Raw genomic sequence first — 25,364 nt, forward strand, 5'->3', positions numbered from 1 at the left:
CGCTTCTTCGTGGCCCGGTAGCTCAGTTGGTAGAGCAGCGGATTGAAAATCCGCGTGTCGGTGGTTCGATTCCGCCCCAGGCCACCAGCAGTATCCAACCCCAAGAATCGCAAGGTTCTTGGGGTTTTTCTCATGGTTCCGAACCCGTTCGGCGCCGGCGGTTTCCCGTTGCCGCGGCGCCCGCCTGCCGCCGCTGGTCTTCGGTATAAGCGGCGCGTCGCCTCCGTTGGTGGGGCCGGAGCTTATACTGCGGCTGCACCTCGCGGCGCCGCAAGCTGCGGGCGGACGCCGGCAGCGGCGCCGCGTTTCATCGTTCATCACCGCTTCACGGAGTCTTCACGGTGAGTCAAAGAGACGCTAAGAACGGCGCGCTCGTCCTGTTTTCGGGCGGCCAGGACTCGGCCACGTGCCTCGCATGGGCGCTCGAGCGCTACGATACCGTCGAGACGCTCGGCTTCGACTACGGCCAGCGTCATCGCGTCGAACTCGAATGCCGCGAGGGCGTGCGGACCCAGCTGGCGAGCGCCTTTCCTCGATGGGCCGGCCGGCTCGGCGACGATCACGTCGTCGATCTGTCGGTACTCGGTGCCATCAGCGAAACGGCGATGACGCGCGAGATCGAGATCGAGACGGCGGCCGGCGGTTTGCCGAACACGTTCGTGCCGGGGCGCAATCTGATGTTCATGACGATTGCGGCAGCCATCGCCTATCGCCGCGGTTTGCGCGCGCTCGTGGGCGGCATGTGCGAAACCGATTTTTCGGGCTACCCCGATTGCCGCGACGACACGATGAAGGCGCTGCAGGTCACGCTGAACCTCGGCATGGCGAGCCGTTTCGTTGTGGCTACGCCGCTGATGTGGCTCGATAAGGCCGACACCTGGCGGCTCGCCGAACAACTCGGCGGCGAGGCGCTGGTTGAGCTGATCCGGGTGGAGACGCACACCTGCTACGTGGGCGAGCGCTCCGAGTTGCACGAATGGGGCTTCGGCTGTGGCGAATGCCCGGCCTGCCGCTTGCGCAAGCGTGGATACGAAGCTTATCGCGCCGGCGGCAACGTGGCGGTTTGAGCGGGGCGCGCGGGCCGTTCCCCGCGCTGAAATAGACGGAACGATGTGGTTATGACGTACGCGGTCAAGGAAATCTTCTACACGCTGCAGGGCGAAGGGGCCAATGCTGGCCGCCCGGCCGTGTTTTGCCGGTTCGCCGGCTGCAATCTCTGGTCTGGGCGCGAGGAGGACCGCGAGAGCGCCGTCTGCCGTTTCTGCGATACCGATTTCGTCGGCACGAATGGCGAAAACGGCGGAAAATATCGAGATGCCGGCGCGCTCGTCGAAAAGATCGCGTCGCTGTGGCCGGCTGGCGAGCGGCATCGCTTCGTGGTCTGCACGGGCGGCGAGCCGATGCTGCAAATGGACGAGCCGCTCGTCCGCGCGCTGCACGAGGCCGGCTTCGAGGTGGCGATCGAAACGAACGGTTCGCTGCCCGTGCTCGAATCGATCGACTGGGTGTGCGTGAGCCCGAAGGCCGATGCGCCGCTCGTCGTGACGAAGGGCAACGAGCTGAAGGTCGTCGTTCCACAGGAGAACCAGCGGCTGGCCGAGTATGCGGCGCTCGATTTCGAGTATTTCCTGGTCCAGCCGATGGACGGCCCCGCGCGCGAGCTCAACACGCGTCTTGCAATCGATTGGTGCAAGCGCCATCCGAAGTGGCGGCTGTCGATGCAGACCCACAAGTATCTGAATATTCCTTGATTCCTGCCGTGCTGACGATTACCCGAAAACTCGAATTCGACGCGGGCCACCGCATTCCCGATCACCGCAGCCAGTGCCGTAATCTGCATGGGCACCGCTACGTGCTCGAAATCACGCTGCAGGGCGACGTCGTGGAAACGGAAGGCGCACCCGATCGTGGCATGGTCATGGATTTCGCCGATGTGAAGTCGCTCGCGATGGAGCATCTCGTGAGCCGTTGGGATCACGCGTTTCTCGTCTACAGCGGCGATACCCAGGTGCGTGGTTTTCTCGAGTCGATGCCGGACCACAAGACGGTCGTGCTCGATCGCGTGCCCACCGTCGAAAATCTCGCGGCTATAGCATTCGAGACGCTTGCCGAGGTGTACGACGCTCACTACGGCGTCAACCTGCGCCTCGAGCGCGTGAGGCTCTACGAAACGCCGAACTGCTGGGCCGACTTCGTCCGGGCCGCCTGACGGCCGTTCGTTGGTACCGTTGCGCCGCCGCGCGGCAGCGCACCCCTCCCGCGTTGTCACGGTATGATCGTGGCATGCTGTCGCGCCCCGCGAGCGAGCAGGCGCGCAGCTTCTCTTGTCGAGCGGGCCCCCGGCGCCGTGCCGAGTTCAGGTCCGCGCGATCGCCAGGTGCGACGGTCCGTACGAGGAGAAGGCGATGGGCGCATTGACGAATGCCCTCAAGGCGCGGCTTGCCGAAAACGAGCCGCTTTATGGCATGTGGCTGTCGCTTGGCAGCGCCGATGCCGCCGAGGCGCTTGCGCATGCCGGGTTCGACTGGCTGTGCATCGATATGGAGCACGCGCCGAACGATACGTCGGACGTGACGGCGCAGTTGCGCGCGATCGCGGCCGCGCATCTGCCGACCGAACCCGTTGTGCGCGTGCCCGCTTGCGAGCCATGGCTCGTCAAGCGCGTGCTCGATGCCGGCGCCCGTACCATCATGTTCCCCAATATCGAATCGGCCGAAGGGGCCGCCCGCGCCGTCCGGCTGACCCGCTATCCGCAAGCCGGGGCACCCGACGGGCTGCGCGGCGTGGCCGGCATCGTGCGCGCATCGTCGTTCGGCGCGCGGCGCGACTATCTTCAGACGGCGAACGCGCAGGTCGCGACGATCCTCCAGATCGAATCCGCGCAGGCGCTCGAGGAGATCGACGCAATCGCCGCGACACCGGGCGTCGATTGCCTTTTCGTCGGGCCGACCGATCTCGCCGCAAGCCTCGGCCATCTCGGCGATACGAGGCAGCCGGCAGTCCAGGGCGCGATTGCGCGCGTGGCCGAGGCGGCGCGGCGGGCCGGCCGCGCGGCGGGCATTTTTGCGCTCGATGCGGCAAGCGCCCGGCAGTATCGCGAAGCGGGCTTCGGCTTCATTGCGCTGTCCATCGACGTGGTGTGGCTCGTACGGGCTGCGCGCAGCGCGTTGCAGGAGGCGAGATCATGAGCAAACCTCGGGCGATACGCGCTTCGACATTGGCCGCCATCGCGGTAGGCGTGGCCGGCTGGGCCTTCGCAAGCGGTGCGGCATTCGGTGAGGCACCGGTGCAAAAACCGGCGGATGCCGGCGACGAGGAAACGCAGACAGCGGTTGCCGACTACAACGCCGGCAACTTCGAAACGGCGTTGAAGGAGTTTCGCCACGCCGCCGAGCGCGGCAGCCGGCTCGCGCAATTCAACTACGCAATGATGCTGCTCAACGGCGAGGGCACGACAACCGACGTTGGCGAGGGACGCAAGTGGCTGCGCAAGGCAGCCGACGCGAACATGTCGCACGCGCAATACGTGTACGGAAGAATGTTCGACGACGGCGAGTTCGTCTCGCGCGATGCGGGCGAGGCACACCGGTGGTTTCTTCGCGCGGCGCAACAGGGCCATGTCCAGGCCGAGCTTGCGCTCGCCAACCAGTTTCTCGACGGTCGCGGCACGCCGCGCAACAACCGGCAGGCGTTCTACTGGTACCGGAAAGCGGCCGAGGGCGGCGACATGACGGCGCAATACGTGACGGGCTCGTTCTACGAGCGCGGCGGCGACGGCGTCACGCGCAACATCAACGTCGCACGCGCCTACTATGCGGCAGCCGCGGCGCAAGGCGATCCTGCGGCACGACTGAAATACCGGGAGCTCAGCAGCGAGTTGCAGCGCGAAGCGACAACGCCGCCCAAGCAGACGAAATGACGGCGCGCCGGCCGATGCGCCGGCGTGGCGCGTCAGCTTTTCATCAGGCGCTTGTGGCGGCTGACGCTCATGATGAGTCCCATCGCGATGCCGAGCGTCGTGAGCGCCGTGCCGCCGTAGCTCATGAACGGCAGCGGCACGCCGACCACGGGCAGAATGCCGCTCACCATGCCCACGTTGACGAAGGCGTAGGTGAAGAAAGCCATCGTGAGCGAGCCGGCGAGCAGGCGGCCGAAGAAGTTCGCACCGTTGGCCGCGATGAAAAGCCCTCGTGCGATGAGCGCCATATAGAGTACGAGCAGCACGAGTTCGCCGACGAGGCCGAATTCCTCCGAAAAAACCGCGAAGATGAAGTCCGTGTGCTTCTCGGGGATGAAATCGAGGTGGGCCTGCGTACCCTTGAGCCAGCCCTTGCCGATCACACCGCCGGAGCCGATCGCGATGACGGCCTGGATCGTATGGAAGCCCTTGCCGAGCGGATCGGACGTGGGATCGAGCAGCGTGCAGATGCGGTGCTTCTGGTAGTCGTGCATCAGCGGCCATTGCACCTCGGGCTGGCAGATCTTGTCCTGAAACGCTGCCACGGAGCCGGCGGCGATCACGACTGCGACGAGCACCGGCACGATCAGCTTGAACGAGAGCCCGGCGAAATAGATGACGAAGAGCCCGGCGGCGAACACGAGCATGGCGGTGCCGAGGTCGGGCTGTTTCGCGATGAGTCCGACCGGTACGAGCAGCAGCACGAACCCTACGATAAAGTCGTACCACCGCAGGCTCGATTCGCGCTTCTGGTAGTACCAGGCGAGCATCAGCGGCGTCGCGATCTTGAGGATCTCCGAGGGCTGGATGACGACACCCACGTTGATCCAGCGCTTCGCGCCTTTTTTCGTGATGCCGAAGAGCGCCACGCCGATCAGCAGCGCGATGCCGAACCCGTACAGAGGCACGGCGAAGCGCATCAAGGTGTTGGGCGGTACGTTAGCGAGTGCCCACATCAGTACGAAGGTGAGCACGATGTTGCGCATCTGGTCTTCAACGCGGCCAGGCACGTCGATGCTCGCACTGTAGAGCGTGACGAGGCCGACGCAAAGCAGCAGGAAGACGATCAGCGCAAGCGGTACGTCGAAGCCCACGAACATCTTCTTGATGCGCTCGAGCCAGATTCGTTTATCGGAGTTCATCGTCTCCTCCGTTATTCGTCCGCGCCGGGCGAGGCCGGCGTGGGCGGGGTAGCCGGCGCGGCACCCGCGCTGGGGCGTTCGCGTTCGCCGCGCGCGGGTGCGGGGCCCAGCTCGCCGGCTGGCGTATCGTTCGGCCCAGACGGCGCGGGCGCGCGCTTGCGCGCGTTCTCCCCGGCCGATGCCGGCATGGCGGCAGCCGCGCGCGGCTTGCGCGGTTCGGGCGCCGCGGCCGCTGCGCTGGCTTGCAGGGCGGCGGCTGGCCCTGACGCGGCCGAAGGCACAGCAGAGGCGGAAAGAGCCGCTGGCTCCGAGGCCGCAGCCGCGGAGGCGGCGACCGCTGTCGCGGGCAGCGGCAGCGCCTTGAAGCCCGGCGCGACCTTGACCGGCAGTGCGGTGCGGCTGTCCGTGTTGTTGATCTGACCGATGACGGGCCCCGACGCCGCTTGCGTTGCGGACGCCGCGGCGGCCACTTCCGCCGCCAGGACGCCGGGCTTGTTGCGTTGCAGCAGGTAGTAATCCATGACGCGGCGCGCGATCGGACCGGCGACGGCTGCACCCCAACCGCCGTTTTCGACCACGAGCGCAATGGCGATCTGTGGATGTTCGGCCGGTGCGAAGGCAATGAAGAGCGAATGGTCGCGCAGATGCTCGGCGATTGCGCTGCCGTGGTACTTCTGGCCCTGCAGCGAGTACACCTGCGCCGTGCCGGTCTTGCCGGCGGCCAGGTAGGGCGAGTCGCGGAAGACCTGATACGCGGTTCCCGACGGGTTGCTCGTCACGTTGATCATCCCGCGCTTGACGACGTCGATCTCGGACTGCGTCACTCCCGGTATGCGGCCGCTTTCGTGCGGCACCGTGAGCCGCGACTGATGCGATATCGGGTTCTCGATCTCCTTGACGAGGTGCGGCCGCATGACGATGCCGTTGTCGGCGAGTGTGGCTGTTGCGTGCGCGAGCTGCAGCATCGTGAACGCGTTGTAGCCCTGCCCGATGCCGAGGCTGATCGTCTCGCCCTCGTACCAACGCTGCTGCTCGGGCTTGCGGTACGCCTTGCGCTTCCATTCGGTCGAAGGCAGGATGCCGCGCGCTTCGCCCGCGATGTCGATGCCCGTAATCTGCCCGAAGCCCCACGGTTTCATGAAATTCGCGATCGCATTGACGCCGAGATCGTGCGCGAGCATGTAGAAATAGGTGTCGTTCGACACCATGATCGCGCGGTTCATGTCGATCCAGCCCTGCCCCTGCGGGACGTCGTTGCGGAACGTGTGGCCGCCGAACGTATAGGAGCCGGGATCGTGAAAGCCCCATTCGGGCGTGCGCTTGCCGAGCGCGAGCGCGGCAAGCGCCATGAACGGCTTGTAGGTCGAGCCCGGCGGATAGGCGCCGTGCAGCGGCCGGTTCAGGAGCGGGTGATCGGGCGAGTTGTTGAGCGCGTCCCACGTCTGCTGATCGATGCCGTCGACGAACGCATTCGGGTCGAAGCTCGGCGCGGAGACGAACGCGAGGACATCGCCTGTTTGCGGCTCGATCGCCACGAGCGCGCCGCGCCGGCCCGCGAATGCCTGCTCCGCCACCTGCTGCAGGCCGATGTCGATGGACAGTACGAGGTTGTTGCCCGGCGTGGCCTGCGTGCGCGAGAGCGTACGCACGGGCCGGCCGCCGGCCGTCACCTCGACTTCCTCGAACCCGGTCAGGCCGTGCAGCTCCGTTTCGTAGCTCTGTTCGACTCCGATCTTGCCGATGTAGTCGGTGCCCTTGTAGTTGTTCGCATCGAGGCGCGCATCGTAGTGGTCCGGATCGCTGTCGTTCTGCTCGCTTTGCGCATCGATGCGCTCCTGATCGCGCTGCGAGATACGGCCGATGTAGCCGATCACGTGCGCGGCGGTCGCGCCGAGCGGGTACTGGCGAAAGAGACGTGCGCGCACCTCCACGCCCGGAAAGCGGAAGCGCTGCGCCGTGAAGCGGGCCACTTCCTCGTCGGTAAGGCGGGTTCGGATGGGCAGGCTTTCGAAGTGCTTCGAGTCTTCGAGCAGCTTCTTGAAGCGGCGGCGGTCGAGGGCGTCGATCTTGACGACGCTCGAGAGCTTGTCGATGGTGTTCTCGAGCGTGTCGTCGAGCTTCGATGGCGTAATTTCGAGCGTGTAGGCCGAGTAGTTACGCGCGAGCACGACCCCGTTGCGGTCGGTGATGATGCCGCGATTCGGCACGATCGGCGCGACCGAGATGCGGTTCTCGTTGGCCTGCAGCGAGTACTTGCTGTAATGCCAGACCTGTAGGTAAAGGAAGCGGAAGATGAGCAGGCCGAAGCACACGAGCACGAAAAAGGCCGTTGCGGCCACGCGCAAGCGGAATTGCGACAGTTGCTGCTGAGTGTTCTTGAATTCGGTCATGCGTCGGCCGCGCGCGCTCAGATCGGCCGCGTGTCGTCAGGGTCGGCGGGGCGGCGCTGCGGCATGAGCAGCAGCGTGCAGGCGAGCGGCCAGAGCGCCGCCTCGACGAAGCCGTGCACGAGATAGCCCCAGCCCGGGAACGCGGCGCCCGTGAGCAACCGGATGACGAACGGCACCAGCTGTGCCACGACGAGCAGCGGCGCGACCGCGAACACCTGCACGCCGCGCGGCATCCAGAGCACGCGCCGATGGATCGTGATCGCGCCGTACGAGAGCAGCGTGTAAGCGAGTGCGTGCTCGCCAAGGAGGCTCGCGTCGTGCACGTCCATCAGCAGACCGAGAAAGAACGCGATGCCCATGCCGACCTTGCGCGGCTGATGCACGTTCCAGAACAGCAAGACGAGCGCGACGAAGTCGGGCACGCCGACGAGCCGGCCCCAGGGCATGAGGTTCAGCAGGAACGCGGCGGCGAGGCTGAACGCGATGAAATAGGGATTGACCGGCAGCAGAATGTATTGCGGGCGGTTCATCGCGGTGCTCCTTGTGAGGCCGCGCCCGCCGTCGCAGTGGTCCGAGCGGGCGTCTTCGGGTGTTCGGCCGGCTTGGTGCCGGTCGTGCCCGAGGCGGCCGGCGAGGGCGTTTCCGCCGACGGCTTGCCGGCCGGGAGCTTCTCTCCCGACTTGGCGGAAGCACCCGCGGCTGCGTTCGCGGCAGCCTTGTCGGCGTTCTCGCCCTTGCTCTCAGCCTTTGCCGCGCCTTTCTCGGCCTTGCTCCCTTTTTTCCCGGCGCCCTTGCCCGTTGTTTCGGGCTGGGTCTCGGGCCGCGGGGGCAGCTCGCTTCGGTAGTGGATCACGAGGACGTCGCGCGCCCCGCGCACGGCGGCGATGGGCACGCAGGTAACGTGCGCGAACGCCGTGTCGCCCTGCTTGTCCACGCGCACGACCTTGGCAACGGGCAGCCCTGCAGGATAGACGCCGTCGAGCCCGCTCGTCACGAGCTCGTCGCCGGCGACGATATCGGCGCTGATCGGCACAAAGCGCAGTTCGAGCCCGTTGCCGGCGGGCGTGCCGTACACGACGCCACGCAGCCCCGTGCGCACGATCTGCACGGGCACGGCCTGGTCTTTGTCGGTGAGCAGCGTCACTTCCGCCTGCATCGGAAATACGCGCGTGACCTGCCCGATCATGCCGTCTTCGGTCACGACGGGCGAGCCGTTCTGAATATCCTGCTGCGAGCCGCGCCCGATCACCACTTTCTGCGTGAAAGGATCGCGCGTGTCGTACTGGATCTCGGCTGGGGTGGCCGGCGTGCCGACAGCCTTCGAGAGGTCGAGCAGCGCGCGCAGGTGTGCGTTCTCGGCGGCGAGCGAGGCATTGCGGTTGGCCTCGACCGAAAGCTGGAGATTTCTGGCGGATAGCTTCGCGTTGTCGCTGCGCAGCGTGGACGTACCCACGACGAAGCTGGTCGCTCCGAGCACGAGGTCGCGCGGCACGAGCGCCGCGCGCTGCAACGGATACAGGCCCACGTCGAGGACGCCGCGCACGATTTCGAGCGTCCGGAAGCGTGCGTCCGAGATCAGCAGGACGAGCGCGAGTGCAACGAAAAAAACAAGCCTGGCAAGCGCGGACGGACCTTGCTTGAACAGAGGCGGCGGACTGTATTCCATGGTCGGCGCCGAGGGCGCGATCCTACGCGGCGGCCTGCCTGCGCCCCCGGCGCGGAGCGCGCACCGGGGAGACTGCGCAGGTCGCGCCCGCGAATCTCATTACTCGTAAGAAAAGATACTACCGAGCTTGTCCATCCGCTCGAGCGCCATGCCGGAGCCGCGCACGACGCAGGTGAGAGGATCTTCGGCGACGAGCACGGGCAGCCCCGTTTCTTCTGCGAGCAGGCGGTCGAGGTCGCGCAGCAGCGCGCCGCCGCCCGTGAGCATCATGCCGCGCTCGGCGATGTCGGCGCCGAGTTCGGGCGGCGTTTGCTCGAGTGCGATCTTCACGGACGAGACGATCTGGTTGAGCGGATCGGTCAGCGCTTCGAGGATTTCGTTGCTCGAAATCGTGAAGCTGCGCGGGATGCCCTCGGAAAGATTGCGCCCCTTCACTTCCATCTCCTTCACTTCGGAGCCGGGGAACGCCGAGCCGATTTCCTTCTTGATGGCCTCGGCCGTTTGCTCGCCGATCAGCATGCCGTAGTTGCGGCGGATATAGTTGACGATCGCTTCGTCGAATTTATCGCCGCCCACGCGCACCGACCCTTTGTAGACGATGCCGCCGAGCGAGATCACGCCCACCTCGGTCGTGCCGCCGCCGATGTCGACGACCATCGAGCCCGTGGCTTCCGACACGGGCAGGCCCGCGCCGATCGCGGCCGCCATCGGCTCCTCGATCAGGTAGACCTGCGAGGCGCCGGCGCCGTGCGCCGCTTCCTTGATGGCGCGCCGCTCGACCTGGGTCGAGCCGCACGGCACGCAGATGATGATGCGCGGCGACGGCGAGAACATGCGCGATTCATGCGCAGTCTTGATGAACTGCTTGATCATCTGCTCGGTGACGGTGAAATCGGCGATGACGCCGTCTTTCATCGGCCGGATGGCTTCGATGTTGCCGGGTACCTTGCCGAGCATCTGCTTGGCTTCGCGGCCGACGGCCTGGATCGTCTTCTTCCCGTTGGGGCCGCCTTCCTGGCGGATCGAGACGACGGAGGGTTCGTCGAGGACGATACCTTTGCCGCGCATGTAGATGAGAGTGTTGGCGGTGCCTAGATCGATCGCCAGATCGTTGGAAAAGTAGCTGCGCAAAAAGCCGAACATGAAATCCTGTCTCGCCTTCAGAGGCCGGGCCTCGCCAGAACGGCGCCGCCGCGGCAGCGGAAAATCAAAAAGCTTCGGGATCGGGGTGCGGCGGCCCAGCCGGCGCGCCGCCACCGCGAGCACGAAGCTGCGATGAATTCGACCGGAGGCCGCAACAAGACGCGTGGCGGCGGCTTCATCAGCGCCGAATGGCCAGGGCAGGGGGCGGTCCGGGTTTGGTTCGAACGCGTAATGATACCTTATAATTTCGACCTATTTGTAGTAAACGGGCGGTCCTTTTTGCCGTTGCCGGCCCCCGGTCCGAAGGTTTGGTCCGGCACTCTAAATCCCTGGCGCAGCACTGTTTTTCCCGTGTTGCGCCGAGCCCTTTTTTCTCCGGTGAAACGATGGCTTTGACCCTGACCGATGTGAAACGCATCGCCCACCTCGCACGGCTCGAACTGGCCGACGCCGACGCCGAATCGACGCTGGCCCAGCTCAACGAGTTTTTCGGGCTGGTCGAGCGGATGCAGGCCGTCGACACGACCGGCGTGGCGCCGCTCGCGCACCCGATCGAGCAGATCGAGGATGTCGCGCTGCGGCTGCGCGAAGACGCCGTGACCGAAACGGTCGATCGCGAGGCGAACCAGCGCCCCGCGCCGGCCGTGCAGGACGGCCTTTATCTGGTGCCGAAGGTGATCGAGTAACGGTCTTACGACAGGAACGATTGAGACATGCATGACAAAAGTCTGACGGAACTCTCGAGCGCGCTTGCGGCCAAGCAGGTGTCGGCCGTCGAGCTCGCCGAGCAGTTCCTCGAACGCATCGGCGCGGCGCGGCAATTGAACGCGTTCATCGAAGTCGAGCCCGAGCGCACGCTCGCCGAAGCGCGCGCGGCCGATGCGCGCATCGCCGCCGGCAACGCCGGCCCCCTCACGGGCGTACCCGTCGCGCACAAGGACGTATTCGTCACGCGCGGCTGGCATTCCACTGCCGGCTCGAAGATGCTGGCCGGCTATGAAAGCCCCTTCGATGCCACCGTCGTCGAGCGCCTGGCGCGCGCCGGCATGGTCACGCTCGGCAAGACGAACATGGACGAGTTCGCCATGGGTTCGTCGAACGAGAATTCCGCCTTCGGCCCCGTGCGCAATCCGTGGGACACGAACGCCGTACCGGGCGGCTCGTCCGGCGGTTCGGCCGCGGCGGTCGCCGCGCGGCTCGCGCCGGCCGCGACCGCGACCGACACCGGCGGCTCGATCCGGCAGCCGGCCTCGTTTTCGGGCGTGACGGGCATCAAGCCCACCTACGGCCGCGTGTCGCGTTACGGAATGATCGCGTTTGCCTCCTCGCTCGACCAGGGTGGCCCGATCGCGCAAAGCGCGGCCGACTGCGCGCTGCTGCTCAATGCGATGGCGGGCTTCGACGAACGCGATTCGACGAGCCTCGAGCGTGCGGACGAGGACTTCACGCGCCATCTCGGTCGGCCCTGGGCCCCCGATACCGCCGCAGGCAAGCCTCTCGCGGGCCTGCGCATCGGCTTGCCGGCCGAGTACTTCGGTGCCGGCCTGGCCGGCGACGTGCGCGCGGCCGTGGATGCGGCGCTTGCCCAGTACGAGGCGCTCGGCGCCACGCTCGTGCCCGTCTCGCTGCCGAAGACGGAGTTGTCGATCCCTGTGTATTACGTGATCGCGCCGGCCGAGGCCTCGTCGAACCTGTCTCGCTTCGACGGCGTGCGCTACGGTCATCGCGCGGCCGAATACCGCGATCTGCTCGACATGTACAAGAAGTCGCGCGCACAGGGGTTCGGCCCCGAGGTGAAGCGGCGGATTCTCGTCGGCACTTACGTGCTTTCGCACGGCTATTACGACGCCTACTACCTGCAGGCGCAGAAGATCCGCCGCATCATCGCCCGGGATTTCCAGGAGGCGTTCGAGCACTGCGACGTGATCATGGGACCCGTGGCGCCGACGGTGGCGTGGGACATCGGTGCGAAGGGCGACGACCCGGTGCAGATGTATCTGGCCGACATATACACGTTGTCGGTGAGCCTCGCCGGCCTGCCCGGCATGAGCGTGCCGTGCGGCTTCGGCGGCGGTAAGCGCCCGGTCGGACTGCAGATCATCGGCAATTATTTCGACGAAGCGCGGATGCTGCAGGTCGCCGATGCGTTCCAGCGCGCAACGGACTGGCACCGCCAAGCCCCGGCAGGAGAGGCACGAGCATGACGCAATGGGAAGTGGTGATCGGCCTCGAGACGCACGCTCAGCTCTCGACGGTCTCCAAGATTTTTTCGGGCGCTTCGACGCGTTTCGGCGCCGAGCCCAACACGCAGGCCTGCCCGGTCGATCTCGCGTTGCCGGGCGTGCTGCCGGTCATGAACAGGGGCGCAGTGGAGCGGGCCATCCGCTTCGGGCTCGCGATCGGCGCCACGGTGGCGCCGCGCAGCATCTTCGCGCGCAAGAACTACTTCTACCCCGATCTGCCGAAGGGCTATCAGATCAGCCAGTACGAGATCCCGGTCGTGCAGGGCGGCACCATCACGATACAGGTGCCGGCCAACGAAAAGGCCGGCACGGCGGCCTACGAGAAGACGATCCAGCTCACGCGCGCGCATCTTGAAGAGGATGCCGGCAAGTCGTTGCACGAGGACTTTGCCGGCATGACCGGCATCGACCTGAACCGGGCCGGCACGCCGCTGCTCGAGATCGTGACGGAGCCCGAGATGCGCAGCGCCGCCGAGGCGGTCGCCTATGCGAAGGCGCTGCATGCACTCGTCGTGTGGCTCGGAATCTGTGACGGCAACATGCAGGAAGGTTCGTTTCGCTGCGATGCGAACGTATCGGTGCGTCCGATGGGGCAAGAGGAATTCGGCACACGCGCCGAAATCAAGAACCTGAATTCGTTCCGCTTTCTCGAAGAGGCGATCCAGTACGAAGTGCGCCGGCAGATCGAACTGATCGAAGACGGCGGCACGGTCGTGCAGGAAACGCGCCTTTACGACCCGGACAAGCGCGAAACGCGTTCGATGCGCAGCAAGGAAGATGCGCACGACTACCGCTATTTCCCGGATCCGGATTTGATGCCGCTCGTGATCGATTCGGCCTGGATCGAGCGCGTGCGCGCCGCCATGCCGGAGCTGCCCGCCGCGATGCAGCAGCGCTTCGCGGCGCAATACGGCGTAACGCCGTACGATGCGGCGGTGCTGACCTCTGGCAAGACCATGGCGGCCTACTTCGAGGCCGTCGTCGCCAAGGCTGGGGCCGCGCAGGCGAAGGCGGCTGCGAACTGGCTGATGGGCGAGGTATCGTCGCAGCTCAATCGCGACGGTCTCGATATCGCCGAATGTCCGGTGTCGGCGGCCCAGCTCGCGCTGGTGCTGCAGCGCATTGCCGACGGCACGATCTCCAACAAGATCGCCAAGGAGATCTTCCTGGCGATGTGGGACGAGAAGGCGGAAGACGACGGTGCTGCCGACCGGATCATCGAGGCCAAGGGCCTGAAGCAGATCTCCGACACGGGCGCGCTCGAGGCCATCATCGACGAAGTACTCGCCGCGAACCAGAAATCGGTCGACGAGTACCGCGCCGGCAAGGAAAAGGCGTTCAACGCGCTGATCGGCCAGGCAATGAAAGCGACCAAGGGCAAGGCGAACCCGCAGCAGGTCAACGAACTGCTGAAGAAGAAGCTGTCCTGAACATGACGTCGCCGTCCGATGCCCGATGCGCCGCGCGCGGCGCGACGGGCATCGCGCGACGGCACAGGAAAAGGCATGGCAAAAAACGCGCATCTCGACGACTTCCAGGTCCCGTTCTTCGATAGCGGAAAAAAGGCGGAAAGCTTCGCGCTGACCGATTTCAACGCAGGTGCCAAGCCTTTCTCGGCCGGCTCGAAGCAGGCCGACCGCGAGCGGCTCGCCGAGTACGCCGTGCGCCTCGACGAGATGCAGGAGCGCCTGCACGCGCAGCGGCACGAGCGCGTGCTGCTGCTCTTGCAGGGCATGGATACGAGCGGCAAGGACGGCACGATCCGCGCCGTATTCCACGAAGTCGATCCGCTCGGCTTGCGCATCGCCTCGTTCAGGGCGCCGACGCCCGAGGAAACGGCGCATGATTTCCTTTGGCGTGTGCACCGGCAGGCGCCCGCTGCCGGCGAACTCACGATCTTCAACCGCAGCCACTACGAAGACGTGCTCGTGCCGCGCGTGCTCGGACAGCTGAGCGACGACGAGCGTGTTGCGCGCTATCGGCACATTCGAAACTTCGAACTATTGCTGGCGGAGTCGGGTACGGCGATTCTGAAGTGCTTTCTGCACATCTCGAACGAGGAGCAGCGGCGGCGGCTGCAGGCGCGTGTTGACGACCCGACCAAGCATTGGAAGTTCGAGCTTGCGGATCTGGAGGCCCGGCAGCAGTGGGATGCCTATCAGGGTGCCTATCGCGACGCCCTCGCGGCAACATCGACGAGCTACGCCCCCTGGTACGTGGTGCCGGCCGATTCGAAGTCGCATCGCAACCTGATGGTGGCGGCGCTGCTGCTGCGCGTGTTCGAAGGGCTGAAGCTCGAATATCCGCCGGCGAAGGAATCGCTGACGGGCATTACCATCGCGTAAGCGCCGGACCGCGCGTGTATGCCGGTGCCGGCATTGGCCGGCCGGGCAACGATCAAACGGACGACACACAAGGGAAAAGGAAAACCAATGCTGCGCGTCATCACCGCCAATCTCAACGGCATTCGCTCGGCCGCAAAGAAAGGCTTTTTCGAATGGTTCGGTCAGCAGAATGCCGACGTGGTCTGCGTGCAGGAGGTCAAGTGCTCGCAGGAAGACATGACGCCCGAATTCCTCGCCCCGCACGGCTTCACCGGCTATTTTCAGCATGCGGTGAAAAAGGGCTACAGCGGCGCGGGCCTCTATACGCGCCGCGAGCCGGATGAGGTCGTCATCGGCTTCGGCAGCAAGGAATTCGATCCCGAGGGGCGCTATGTGGAGGCTCGCTTCGGCAACTTGTCGATTGTGTCCGTCTACGTGCCTTCCGGTTCGAGCGGCGAGGAGCGGCAGCAGGCGAAATACCGGTTCATGGACGAGTTCATGCCGCATCTGGCGGCTTTGCGCAAAGAGCGCGAGGTGATCGTCTGCGGCGACGTGAACATCGTCCACAAGGAAATCGACATCAAGAACTGGAAGAGCAACCAGAAGAACTCCGGCTGCCTGCCTGAAGAGCGGGCATGGCTCACGAAGCTCTTCGACGAAGTCGGCTATGTCGACGTTTTTCGCACGCTCGACACGCGGCCCGAGCAATACACATGGTGGAGCAACCGTGGGCAGGCGTATGCGAAGAACGTGGGGTGGCGCATCGATTATCAGATCGCCACGCCCGACATTGCCGCAGCAGCCCAAAGCACGTCCATCTTCCGCGAGATCAAGTTCAGCGACCACGCACCGCTGACTATCGACTACGCGCACCAAGTGGCGTGAGCGGCGCTGCTGCGCTTGTGCGCAGGCGGCGCAAGCGCAGCGGATTCACGGCTCCCCGGCCGGTGCAGGCCGGGAGCCGGTGAAATATCGTTGCAAAAACGCATGACGCGGCGCGCTCCGATCCGCGAACCCCTGCGTCGTGCCGCCGATCGCCTGCCGGGTAATGCCGCCCCCGATGTCTTCGGCCGCGGCTCCCCAATGCGGCAGCGTCAGATGTTCAACGTTCGCCTGAGCGGTCTTGGTGTCGTTCGAGCGGCCTCCGTTCGGATCGCCTGTCTTCGCGAAGCGTTCGACGTAGGTGGAGAAGGTCTTCGCGACTTCATGATCCCGCGCAGTCCAACGGTATCGCGGCTGCTTGTCGAGCGTGTCGAGGGCATATTCGACTTCGGCGCTATGGACCGCCCCGCCCTGGCCCGAGGGCCGCTTCTCGGCCGAAGCGCGGAGCGAGGCGACTTCCGGAGGCCGGGCATGCGTGTAGAGGTAATAGTAGACGGCGGTGCCGTTCCTGCTGCGATGGGCGTCCATCCAGCGCCAGACGGCGTGGCTGATGAAGAGATCCGACGCCAGGGCGGCGCCGGATTGCATCACTTGGTCGCGAGTGCCTCCCGGATACAGCGCGAGCGCATTGTCCGCTTCGCTCTGAAACATCAGCCGCAGCGCATGCGCCCAGTTATCGGGCGTCGGCTCGGCGCCGCCCAGGACCGTGCCGGCGCCCGCTTCTTCGGCGTTTGCGCCAAGCAGCAGCGGCACCGCCGCTTGCCCACCGTTGGCGAAAACGGTCTCCGGCCGTTCGGGCAGGAAGTGGCCGTCGACGTGCGGCCAGAACAGGGATGTCCCGAAGCGGCTCGCGCTGCTGACCGTGCGGATCAGCGCATCGGCGGACATCGCTCGCAGCTCGTCTGTCGAGCCCGCGCCGGCGAGCGACATGAAGCGGCGCGCGGCCCGCTCGGCTTGCGCGCGCGTCCATAGGCCAGCCGGCGGGAATGCTGCCCCGCCGAAGCCGATGGCGCGTGCGAAAAGGCCGCGCGACAGCGGCGAGGCCATGTGTGCGTTCACCGATATCGCGCCCGCCGAATTGCCCGCGATCGTGACTTGTTCACGATCGCCGCCGAACTGTGCGATGTTGTCGCGGACCCAGCGCAGCGCCGCGAGTTGATCGAACAAGCCGTAATTGCCGGCCGCACCCTTCGGCGCTCCGCCTGCCGCCTCCGGTTGTACGAAGAAGCCGAACACGCCGAGGCGGTAGTTCACCGTCACGACCACGAGGCCTCGCGCGGCGAGGTTGGCGCCGTCGTATCGACCCTCGGAACTGTCGCCAGAGACGAACCCGCCGCCATGAAAATACACGAGAACGGGCAGGCGTTTGCCGGATGCGCCGGCGGGCGCCCATACGTTCAGGTACAGGCAATCCTCGCTCATTCGCTCGGCACGTGACGCCGGTCGGTCCTCCGCCTGCATGCAGCGGGGCCCGAAAGTCTTCGCTTCCCTTACGCCGGCCCATCGAGCGACGGGGCGAGGCTCGACCCAGCGCAGCTCACCCGTGGGCGGTGCGGCGTATGGAATGCCGCGGTAGACGTCGATTTCGGCGACGCCCGCCCGTTCTTGCATGCCGGATATCGTGCCGGTGGTCAGCGTGACCTGGGGGGATGCGGTTGCCGATTCTACGGGCGGGGCCAGGAGCGCGACGAACGAAGCAGTGAATGTTGCCGCGAACCAGGTGCGCAAGGCACGTCTCGTTATCGCTTTTGCCGCTGGGCGTCGCGTCATGCTTGTCTCCGTTGCAAGGTCTGCTGAGTGGATAGATCGGGCGGCCGACGGGTATCGATCGGCCGGGAGGATGAACGGGGGCTGGATGTGGCGTGCACCATTCATCGGGGGGGGCGGCAAAGAAGCGCTCGATGATCCTGCAACTCGATTTCGAGAGGGTTTCCCGAACGAAAACAGGACTGTTGCACCCGGGCGTACCCCCCATTCCTCTCGAGTCGCACGGACAGCCGCAGCGCCGGAGTCACTCGTCGAGGCGCTCAGCGAAGAACCGTTGCATGAACGCGTGGCGAGCAGTCAGATTTGCCCGGTCGGTGGACGTTTGCGTACCGATCGTCTGCCTTGGGATTCCGTCTCGCCGACTATCGACGGCGGGCCAGGAGGGCAGGGCGGCAGGCGCTTGCCGATCGTCGTCCACGATTTGAGCGCTGAAGTTCGGGCGCTCGCCGTGGTTCGGGTCGCCGCTCTTGATGAAGCGTTCGAGGTAGCCCGAAAATGTCTTCGAGACTTCATGGTCGGCCGGCTGCCAATCGCCGCCGACGAGTGCAAGATTGCCTAGCAGGTATTCGATCTCTGCGCCGTGCGCGGCCCCGGCGGCCGCTTCCTCCTGGGCCGCGGCATTGCCGGCGCCGTGCGCCGGGGAACGCGGATGCGCATAGCGATAAAAGTAGACGGCGGCGTTACCCGTCAGGCGATGCAGTTCCATCCAGCGCCACGTGCTGTGCCCCACGAAGAGGTCGCCCGCGAGTTCGGTGGCCGAGCGCATGACCTCAGCGGCGTGCGTGCCCGGATAGTAGGTCAGTGCTTCGTCGGCATGCTCGCCGAACAGAACGCGCAGCGTGGTCCGCCAGCTTTCCGGCGAGGGGGACGGTGTATCGAGTACGAGCCGATAGCTCTGCTCTTGGCCATTGGTTCCGAGCAAGAGCGGGACCTTGGCCTGCGCGCCGGTGCGAAAAGCGGATTCCGGCGTATGGGTCAAAAAGGATCCGTCTACGTGCGGCCAGAACGGATACGCGGGGTGGTCAGCCGGGCCAGTGGCTTCGAGCAGTCGTTCGGCGCCGATTGCGCGCAGCGCCTGCAAGGAGCCTGCTTGCATCGTTTCGGCATACTGGCCGGCGGCTTGCTCAGCGTCGGCACGGGACCAGAGTTTGGTTGGCAAGAATGCGCCTCCGCTCTCGCCGAATGCGCGCGCAAAAAGCCCTCGCGAAAGCGGGGATGCCATGTGTGCGCTGACCGAAATGGCGCCCGCCGCGGCGCCGCCAATCGTGACTTGACCCGGATCGCCGCCGAAGCGTGCGATGTTGTCCCGCACCCATCGCAGCGCCGCCAATTGATCGAGCAGACCGTAATTGCCGGCCGTGCCGCTGGCCGATTCGCTGGCGGCATCGGGATGGGCCAGGAAACCGAACACGCCGAGCCGGTAGTTGACGGTGACGGTCACGATCCCGCGAGAGGCCAACTGCGCGCCATCGTAGCGGGGCTCGGATCCGTCGCCCGCGTCGAACCCGCCGCCATGGAAGTAAACGAGGACGGGCCGCTTCTCGCGCTCGCTCGCGGCAGGCGTCCAAACGTTCAGATAAAGGCAGTCTTCACTCATGCCGGTCGAGCGGAAAGTCGACCGATAACGAGGCAACTGCATGCAGCGCGGTGCGAAACGCGCGGTGTCCCGCACGCTCGCCCATCGCGCGACGGGCTGGGGCGCCTGCCACCGGTAGGCGCCTACCGGCGGCGCAGCGTACGGGACGCCGAGAAACACGCGCAATTGCGCCGAGCCGGCCTGCGCACGCAGACCCTCGATTTCTCCTTGATGCAGTTGCACGCGCGGCGCAGCGGGCGTTGGGGAGGCGCAGGCATTCGTGGGCAAAGCTTGCATGAGCACCAGCGCGAGCGCCGCAGCCGAGGCGCCGAGCTTTGATCGGTCGAGCGGTTTCATTGACTAGCCTCCTTCGCGCCCGCTTGTTCGGGAGCAATGCATTGACGGAAGGCCCATCATCGTGACGGCCTGTTTCGGGACGACCTTCACGGAAGAAATCGGACGATTGCACCCCGCAGCTGCCGTCCGCCCATGCTGCGCGCGCGAAATGCCCGGACATTTTCGAGAGCCCGCAGTCCTTCAATGATTCGAGGGCTGGCCGCGCAGGTATGGGCGACGAACGGCACGGTGCATCAAGCGTTGACCGAATCGGTGTGGCGCGCCAGCGCGCGCCGCCTTGCATGGCGCATCAGGGATTCATGCCGGCGATTGAGGGGAACCGAGCGAGATACTCGCGCAGAAACGATTGGCGGCTTGCGTTGCTGTCGCGAATGGAGAAGGTAGTCGCTCCGATCGACTGACGGGACACGTCCTCCCCCACTCCTGCCGCGGGCCACTGCGGCAACGGCGTACGGGGCAAGGGTGCATGCGCGCCGTGCGGCGATTCGTCGGTTCGGGCGATCTGATCGTTGGGGGCGCCGGTCTTGACGAACTGCGTCATATAGCCTGAGAAAACCTGGGATATCGCGCGGTCTTCTTCTGTCCATGCGTACCCAGGTTCTTCGTTCAGATTGCCGAACACGTACTCGATTTCCGCCGTGTGCACGGGGCCCATCGTAGGCTGCGGCGGCTGTTCCTCGGCCGTGGCCGGGGAACCCGCTCGCGCGGCGGGGCGGGGGTGTGTGTACAGGTAATAGTAGACGGGGGCCTGGCCGGTCTTGCGATGCGCGTCCATCCACCGCCAAGTGCTGTGCCCGGTGAACAGATCACTGGCGAGCGCTGTGGCCGAGCGCATCACCTCGTCCTCGTCGCGGCCCGGATATAGCGCGAGAAAGCGATCGACCTGCGAATAGAACGTGTCGTCGATAATCTTGCTCCAATTCGCGGGCGTCGGTTTTTCGTGATCGAGCAGCGAGCTGAAATGGCTTTCCTGCGAGTTCGAACCGAGCAGCAGCGGCACGCGGGCCTGCTGGCCTTCCAGAAAGATCGACTCGGGCGTGGCGGGCAGGAAATGCCCGTCGATGCTCGGCCAAAACGCGATCGTCTGCGCGGCGTTGGGATCCGTCTGCTTCATCAGTTCGGCGGCGGGCACCGCGCGCAACTCCGCGAGCGATGATGCGCCGAGGCGCTTCGCCAGATCGAGCGATGTCTTCTTTGCGTGCTCCTTTGGCCAGAACTCGATCGGCTTGAACGCGCCGCCGCTTTCGCCGATGGCGCGTGCGAAAAGCCCGCGGGAGAGCGGCGAGGCCATATGCGCGCTGACGGCCACTGCCCCCGCGCCTTGGCCGGCCAGCGTGATTGCGCTTGCGTCGCCGCCGAAGCGCCCGATGTTCTCGCGTACCCAACGCAATGCGGCGTGCTGATCGAGCAGGCCATAGTTTCCGGCGCCGCCGTGCGAGGATTCCCGCGCCAGTTCCGGATGCGAGAGAAAGCCGAATACGCCGAGCCGGTAGTTGAGCGTCACGACGACGATGCCGCGCGCCGCGAGCTGTGCGCCATCGTACCGAGGTTGTGCGCCGTCCCCTGCGCTGAAGCCGCCGCCTGTCGTCGCGCCGTCGCCGTGAAGATAGACGAGTACCGGCAGCTTATCGGTCTCGTGTGCCATGGGCGCCCAGACATTCAGGTAGAGACAGTCTTCGCTCATGTCCGAAGCGCGCGACGCCCCGGGCAGGGTGGCCTGCATGCAGGCCGCGCCGAACCGGGTCGCCTTGCGTACGCCCGCCCATCGGGCGACGGGCTGCGGCTCGCGCCAGCGATAATCACCGACGGGCGGCGCCGCATAGGGAACGCCGCGAAAGACGCGCACCGAGGTCGAACCGACGGCTTGCCGCACGCCGGCGAGCGTGCCTTCAGGCAGTTCAACCGAAATGGCGGAAGATGACGGCGCCGCATTCGCGCCCATGGGAGAAAGACATACGGCTGCGGATAGTGCGAGCGCCGCGGCCAGTTGGCCTGCGGTCGTGGTCGCGCTCGACGCACGTGCCGTCGTTGTGGCGGATATCGATTTCATTCGTGAGCAACCTTACGGTGGGCAAGCGTACGGCTCGGCCGTTCGCCTGCGGGGGGACGCGATCATGGGGTCCACGCGGTCTGTAAGTGCGTTATGGGGCGCAAATCGGACGCAGTCCGAGAGTTCCGACATGGCTGCTGCGGCGTTCGGCACGGCATGGACCTCGCCTTGTCCGGGCAGGTGTGCGTTGCGGGACGACCGCAACGCACACTGTGCAATGTCTCTCGTCAGGCCCGCCCGAAGGGCCGCGCTGTTATTGCGGGTGGGCCCGGTTCGACGGAGCCTGCGTGACACGATCGATGAAGGCGTGCCGGGTGCCGTCGACGTCGGTGATCGTCTGGGTATCCACATCGATGAGTTGGCGCAAGAGCCCGTCGCGTTCCGCCCGGGCCGCTGGCCAGGTCGGCAGCGACTGTGTTGGCTCTCCTTGTGGGGATGGCCCGTTGCCGGGGGTGTTCGGCGGCTCGTTAGGGTCGCCTGTCTTGACGAATTGCGCGAGGTAGCCTGAGAACACGCGCGATACGGCGATATCCTGATACGTCCACCCGTGGCTGCGCTCGTGAGCGAGGGTGTCCAGGACATAGGGAATTTGTGCGCGATGCGCGGCACCGACCGTCGGCCGGGTTTCGTCGGGCAGGCCGTCGGTGGGGAGCGGCAGGCGTCGCGCAAAGAGGTAGTAGTAAACAGGCGCGGTACCCGTCTGCCTGTGCAGATCGACCCAGCGCCGCGTCGTATGAGCAGCGTGAAGATCCGAGGCGAGAGCGGTTGCGGATTTCATCACTTCCCACTCGTTGCTCGCCGGATAAAGCGAGAGTGCTTCGGCTTCGTTGTCGGGAAAGAGGCGACGGATTGCCAATTTCCATCGGTTCGGCAGGGGTGGCCCCTCTCCGAGCACGTCCACGTAATGCGCCTCCTGCGAATTCGATCCCGCGAGCAGCGGCACACGCGCTTGCGCCCCCGTGGCGAATACCGATTCGGGCGAGTCGGTCAGAAAGTGACCATCGACGTTTGGCCAGAACGCGAACTTCGGGCGCCCCTTGGGTTCGGCCGTGGCGAGGAGTTTGTCTGCCGATATCGAACGCAATGCACGCAGCGAGCCAGCGCCGACATGCTCGGCGAATGCATGCGACACCGCTTCGGCTTTGTCCCGGTTCCAGAACGACGAGAGACCGAATGCGCCCGCGCTGAAACCGGCGGCGCGGGCGAACAGGCCGCGCGACGATGGCGAGGCCATGTGGGCACTGACGGATATCGATCCTGCCGCATCGCCGGCGATAGTCACGCGTGCCGGATCGCCGCCGAACCGGGCGACGTTCTCTTGCACCCAGCGCAGTGCCGCTTGCTGGTCGAGCAGGCCGTAGTTGCCGGAGCTGCCGTGCGGCGACTCACGCGCCGCTTCCTGATGGGCGAGGAAGCCGAACACGCCCAGGCGGTAATTGACCGTGACCACCACCATGCCACGCGCGGCTAGATTGCCGCCGTCATAACGGGGCTCCGTGCCGTCACCCCACCGGAACTCGCCGCCGTGAAAGTACACGAGCACGGGAAGCGGCTGAGCCGCCGTGCCCGTTGCCGGTGCCCAGACGTTGAGATAGAGGCAGTCCTCGCTCATTCGCCCGGAGCGAAACGTGCCTTTGTGCACGGACGACTGCATGCAACGCGGCGCGAACTTCGTGGCCAGCCAGATGCCGGGCCAACGCGCGGTCGGCTGGGGTTCGCGCCAGCGCAATGCGCCGGTCGGCGGCGCAGCATAGGGAATGCCCCGGAAAACGTGCAGCGATTGCGTGCCGACCGTCTCGCGGGCGCCCTGGATGGCGCCTTGCGGCAACTGAACCTGCGCAGGCGGTCGCTCCGCCGCGCGCGCAACGCCCGGCAGCAGCGCCGGGATCGAAATCGCGAGCGTGGCGAGCGCTGTTCGCATCGATCGCGTCGTGACGAATGGGTGCATCGTTGACCTCCATTTTTCGGGTTATTGGGGCGGACGGCGGTTCGCAATTCGATGTGCGACAAACCGTTGCAGGAAGAGCTGGCGCGCGTCGATCAGGCGGTCGCGAAGCGTATAGGGCGAGGTCCCGATGACCTGACAAGCGGTGCCGTTAGCCTGTTCGTGCGCGACGGGCCAGTCGGGAAGCATCGACTTCGCGGCGCTGGCCGTCGGATTCGATATCAGTGACGGTAGACCCGGCCGCCAGTTCGGTTTGCCGCTGCGGATGAACTGCACGAGGTAACGCGAGAAGATGCTCGACACCCGGTGGTCGTCCTGCCCCCAGCCTTCTTCGGGCACCCGATCGAGATTGTTGAGCGCATATTCGATCTCGGCGGCGTGAGCGGCCCCGTTTGCTGGCCGGCGCTGCGGTTCGCCGCCTGGTGGCGCGTCGGGACGCGGCTGCACGTAGTAATAGCAGTAGACGGGCATCTGCCCGGTCTTACGATGCAGGTCCATCCATCGCCAGGTGCTGTGCGTCACGAAAAGATCGCTGGCGAGCGCGGTGCCCGAGCGCATGACTTGTTGCGGGTCGTTGCCGGGGTAATGGAGCAGCGCTTCGTCGGCCCAATCGCCGAACAGCGTTTTGACGGCATTGCGCCAGTTTTCAGGAGTGGGCGAAGCGCTTTGCAGTACTTCCGGGAAGTCGCTTTCCTGCGAGTTCGTACCGAGCAGCAGCGGTACCCGCGCTTGCGCGCCGTCGCGGAAAATCGATTCGGGCGACGCCCGCAGGAAATGGCCGTCGATACTCGGCCAGAATGGGAAGGCCGGATCTTCGTCTTCCGCGTTTTGTGTGACGGTCGCGAGCAGCAGTTTCTCGGCGTCGAGCGTGCGCAGCGCCTCGAGCGAAGGCGCGCCGACGCGTCGCGCGAACGCGCCGGCAAAGTGCTCGGCCCGCCCGCGCGACCAGAAGTGCAGCGGGGCGAACGCACCGCCGCTTTGGCCGATCGCGCGCGTGAACAAATCGCGCGAAAGCGGTGATGCCATATGGGCGCTGACGGAAACGGCACCCGCTGATTCGCCCGCGATCGTGATTCGCGTTGGGTCGCCGCCAAAGCGCGCGATGTTCTCGCGTACCCAACGCAACGCGGCGTGCTGGTCGAGCAGGCCGTAATTGCCGGACCCGCCAGACGACGATTCGCTTCGCGCGTCGGGATGCGCCATGAACCCGAATACGCCGAGCCGATAGTTCACCGTGACGGTGACGACGCGCCTCGCGGCAAAGTTTGCGCCGTCGTATCGCGGCTCCGAGCCGTCGCCGGCCACGAAGCCACCGCCGTGGAAATAGATGAGCACGGGCACCCTTTCTTCAGCGTCGGTCGCCGGTGCCCAAACGTTCAGATAGAGACAGTCTTCGCTCATTTCCTTCGAGCGGAACGTCATGCGGCCCAGGGGCCGCTGCATGCAGCGGGGGCCGAAATTCTTCGCGTCGCGCACGCCGGCCCATCGCGCGAGCGGCTGCGGTTCACGCCAGCGCATGTCGCCTATGGGTGGTGCCGCGTAAGGGATGCCGAGAAAGGCGTGCACGGCCTTGCCGCCGGCATTGGTCCGGGCGCCTTCGATGACGCCTTGCGGCAGCACGACGCGCGGCGCGAGCGGCGACGGCGGCGCCGCCGTGCACGTCAACGCGGGCGAAAGCGACATGCAACATGCGGCAACGGCCTGGGCCGTTGCCCGCTTGGGGCGGAGCGGTCTCATCAATCGCCTCCTGGTGATCGGATACCCGGTCGAAAGAAACACCCACGGTGGGGTGGCTTTCGATGATCCGGCGAGGCGCTTTCGAGACGAACTGGATTTCGAAAATCGGACGCGATGAAGTTGCGTGTCGGCCTACAAAGGAGGCACGCAATTATTTTCGATAGACGGCGTTTTTAAAATCGAC

20 protein-coding genes and 1 tRNA gene are annotated in these 25,364 nt (G+C 65.7%); 11 read left to right on the plus strand and 10 right to left on the minus strand.

What is annotated here, in order from left to right; all coding sequences use genetic code 11:
• The first annotated feature begins 11 nt into the window (after positions 1 to 11).
• The 6 genes from U0034_RS10615 (at position 12) to U0034_RS10640 (ending at position 3,919) form a co-directional block, all read left to right on the plus strand.
• Positions 12 to 87, plus strand: a tRNA-Phe gene (locus U0034_RS10615).
• A 254-nt stretch (positions 88 to 341) separates the two neighbouring features.
• Positions 342 to 1,067 carry a 7-cyano-7-deazaguanine synthase QueC gene (gene queC / locus U0034_RS10620; RefSeq protein ID WP_085228423.1) on the plus strand — a complete coding sequence of 242 codons (726 nt, stop codon included), beginning with the start codon at positions 342 to 344 and terminating at the stop codon, positions 1,065 to 1,067.
• Between the two features lie 51 nt (positions 1,068 to 1,118).
• Positions 1,119 to 1,751 (plus strand): 7-carboxy-7-deazaguanine synthase, encoded by a 633-nt coding sequence (queE, locus tag U0034_RS10625; protein WP_085228424.1) that lies wholly within the window; start codon positions 1,119 to 1,121, stop codon positions 1,749 to 1,751.
• A gap of 11 nt (positions 1,752 to 1,762) precedes the next feature.
• Positions 1,763 to 2,209 (plus strand): 6-carboxytetrahydropterin synthase QueD, encoded by a 447-nt coding sequence (queD, locus tag U0034_RS10630; protein ID WP_102623049.1) that lies wholly within the window; start codon positions 1,763 to 1,765, stop codon positions 2,207 to 2,209.
• A 196-nt stretch (positions 2,210 to 2,405) separates the two neighbouring features.
• Positions 2,406 to 3,188 (plus strand): HpcH/HpaI aldolase family protein, encoded by a 783-nt coding sequence (locus U0034_RS10635; RefSeq protein WP_085228425.1) that lies wholly within the window; start codon positions 2,406 to 2,408, stop codon positions 3,186 to 3,188.
• Entirely contained in the window at positions 3,185 to 3,919 is a 735-nt protein-coding gene (locus U0034_RS10640) for a tetratricopeptide repeat protein (protein WP_085228559.1), read from the plus strand. The genes U0034_RS10635 and U0034_RS10640 overlap by 4 nt, the downstream gene beginning before the upstream one ends.
• 32 nt (positions 3,920 to 3,951) lie before the next feature.
• Here U0034_RS10640 and rodA read toward each other — a convergent pair whose 3' ends face one another.
• From rodA to U0034_RS10665, 5 genes are all read right to left on the minus strand, one after another.
• Positions 3,952 to 5,100: a rod shape-determining protein RodA gene (rodA, locus tag U0034_RS10645; protein ID WP_085228426.1), complete on the minus strand. Its 1,149-nt coding sequence runs from the start codon at positions 5,098 to 5,100 to the stop codon at positions 3,952 to 3,954.
• Positions 5,101 to 5,111: 11 nt separating this feature from the next.
• On the minus strand, positions 5,112 to 7,490 hold the full coding sequence (mrdA, locus tag U0034_RS10650; RefSeq protein WP_085228427.1) for a penicillin-binding protein 2: 2,379 nt from the start codon (positions 7,488 to 7,490) through the stop codon (positions 5,112 to 5,114).
• A gap of 17 nt (positions 7,491 to 7,507) precedes the next feature.
• A complete protein-coding gene (mreD, locus tag U0034_RS10655) occupies positions 7,508 to 8,020 on the minus strand; it encodes a rod shape-determining protein MreD (RefSeq protein WP_085228428.1) in 513 nt (170 codons plus the stop codon).
• On the minus strand, positions 8,017 to 9,156 hold the full coding sequence (mreC, locus tag U0034_RS10660) for a rod shape-determining protein MreC (protein ID WP_085228429.1): 1,140 nt from the start codon (positions 9,154 to 9,156) through the stop codon (positions 8,017 to 8,019). Before mreC ends, mreD begins: the two co-directional genes overlap by 4 nt.
• A gap of 99 nt (positions 9,157 to 9,255) precedes the next feature.
• On the minus strand, positions 9,256 to 10,299 hold the full coding sequence (locus U0034_RS10665) for a rod shape-determining protein (protein ID WP_017772379.1): 1,044 nt from the start codon (positions 10,297 to 10,299) through the stop codon (positions 9,256 to 9,258).
• A 386-nt stretch (positions 10,300 to 10,685) separates the two neighbouring features.
• Between U0034_RS10665 and gatC the strand changes: the two genes are divergently transcribed.
• From gatC to U0034_RS10690, 5 genes are all read left to right on the plus strand, one after another.
• On the plus strand, positions 10,686 to 10,985 hold the full coding sequence (gene gatC / locus U0034_RS10670; protein ID WP_085228430.1) for an Asp-tRNA(Asn)/Glu-tRNA(Gln) amidotransferase subunit GatC: 300 nt from the start codon (positions 10,686 to 10,688) through the stop codon (positions 10,983 to 10,985).
• A 27-nt stretch (positions 10,986 to 11,012) separates the two neighbouring features.
• Positions 11,013 to 12,503: an Asp-tRNA(Asn)/Glu-tRNA(Gln) amidotransferase subunit GatA gene (gene gatA / locus U0034_RS10675; protein ID WP_085228431.1), complete on the plus strand. Its 1,491-nt coding sequence runs from the start codon at positions 11,013 to 11,015 to the stop codon at positions 12,501 to 12,503.
• Complete coding sequence (gene gatB / locus U0034_RS10680; RefSeq protein ID WP_085228432.1) at positions 12,500 to 13,972, plus strand: Asp-tRNA(Asn)/Glu-tRNA(Gln) amidotransferase subunit GatB; 1,473 nt, start codon at positions 12,500 to 12,502, stop codon at positions 13,970 to 13,972. The genes gatA and gatB overlap by 4 nt, the downstream gene beginning before the upstream one ends.
• Before the next feature lie 75 nt (positions 13,973 to 14,047).
• Positions 14,048 to 14,887, plus strand: coding sequence for a PPK2 family polyphosphate kinase (locus tag U0034_RS10685; protein ID WP_085228433.1), 840 nt, complete (start codon positions 14,048 to 14,050; stop codon positions 14,885 to 14,887).
• A gap of 87 nt (positions 14,888 to 14,974) precedes the next feature.
• Complete coding sequence (locus U0034_RS10690; RefSeq protein ID WP_085228434.1) at positions 14,975 to 15,751, plus strand: exodeoxyribonuclease III; 777 nt, start codon at positions 14,975 to 14,977, stop codon at positions 15,749 to 15,751.
• A 45-nt stretch (positions 15,752 to 15,796) separates the two neighbouring features.
• Here U0034_RS10690 and U0034_RS10695 read toward each other — a convergent pair whose 3' ends face one another.
• The 5 genes from U0034_RS10695 to U0034_RS10715 all read right to left on the minus strand — a co-directional run bounded on the left by U0034_RS10695 (position 15,797) and on the right by U0034_RS10715 (position 25,180).
• Positions 15,797 to 17,518: a carboxylesterase/lipase family protein gene (locus U0034_RS10695; RefSeq protein ID WP_085228435.1), complete on the minus strand. Its 1,722-nt coding sequence runs from the start codon at positions 17,516 to 17,518 to the stop codon at positions 15,797 to 15,799.
• 241 nt (positions 17,519 to 17,759) lie between these two features.
• The gene (locus U0034_RS10700; RefSeq protein WP_085228436.1) at positions 17,760 to 19,448 is read right to left on the minus strand and encodes a carboxylesterase/lipase family protein; all 1,689 of its coding nucleotides are present in this window, start codon (positions 19,446 to 19,448) and stop codon (positions 17,760 to 17,762) included.
• Between the two features lie 289 nt (positions 19,449 to 19,737).
• A complete protein-coding gene (locus U0034_RS10705) occupies positions 19,738 to 21,498 on the minus strand; it encodes a carboxylesterase/lipase family protein (RefSeq protein WP_085228437.1) in 1,761 nt (586 codons plus the stop codon).
• 253 nt (positions 21,499 to 21,751) lie between these two features.
• A complete protein-coding gene (locus tag U0034_RS10710) occupies positions 21,752 to 23,446 on the minus strand; it encodes a carboxylesterase/lipase family protein (RefSeq protein ID WP_085228438.1) in 1,695 nt (564 codons plus the stop codon).
• Between the two features lie 21 nt (positions 23,447 to 23,467).
• Positions 23,468 to 25,180 (minus strand): carboxylesterase/lipase family protein, encoded by a 1,713-nt coding sequence (locus U0034_RS10715; protein ID WP_085228439.1) that lies wholly within the window; start codon positions 25,178 to 25,180, stop codon positions 23,468 to 23,470.
• Positions 25,181 to 25,364: the final 184 nt, after the last annotated feature.

Origin of the sequence: Trinickia caryophylli (assembly GCF_034424545.1) — a bacterium.
Classification (GTDB): domain Bacteria; phylum Pseudomonadota; class Gammaproteobacteria; order Burkholderiales; family Burkholderiaceae; genus Trinickia; species Trinickia caryophylli.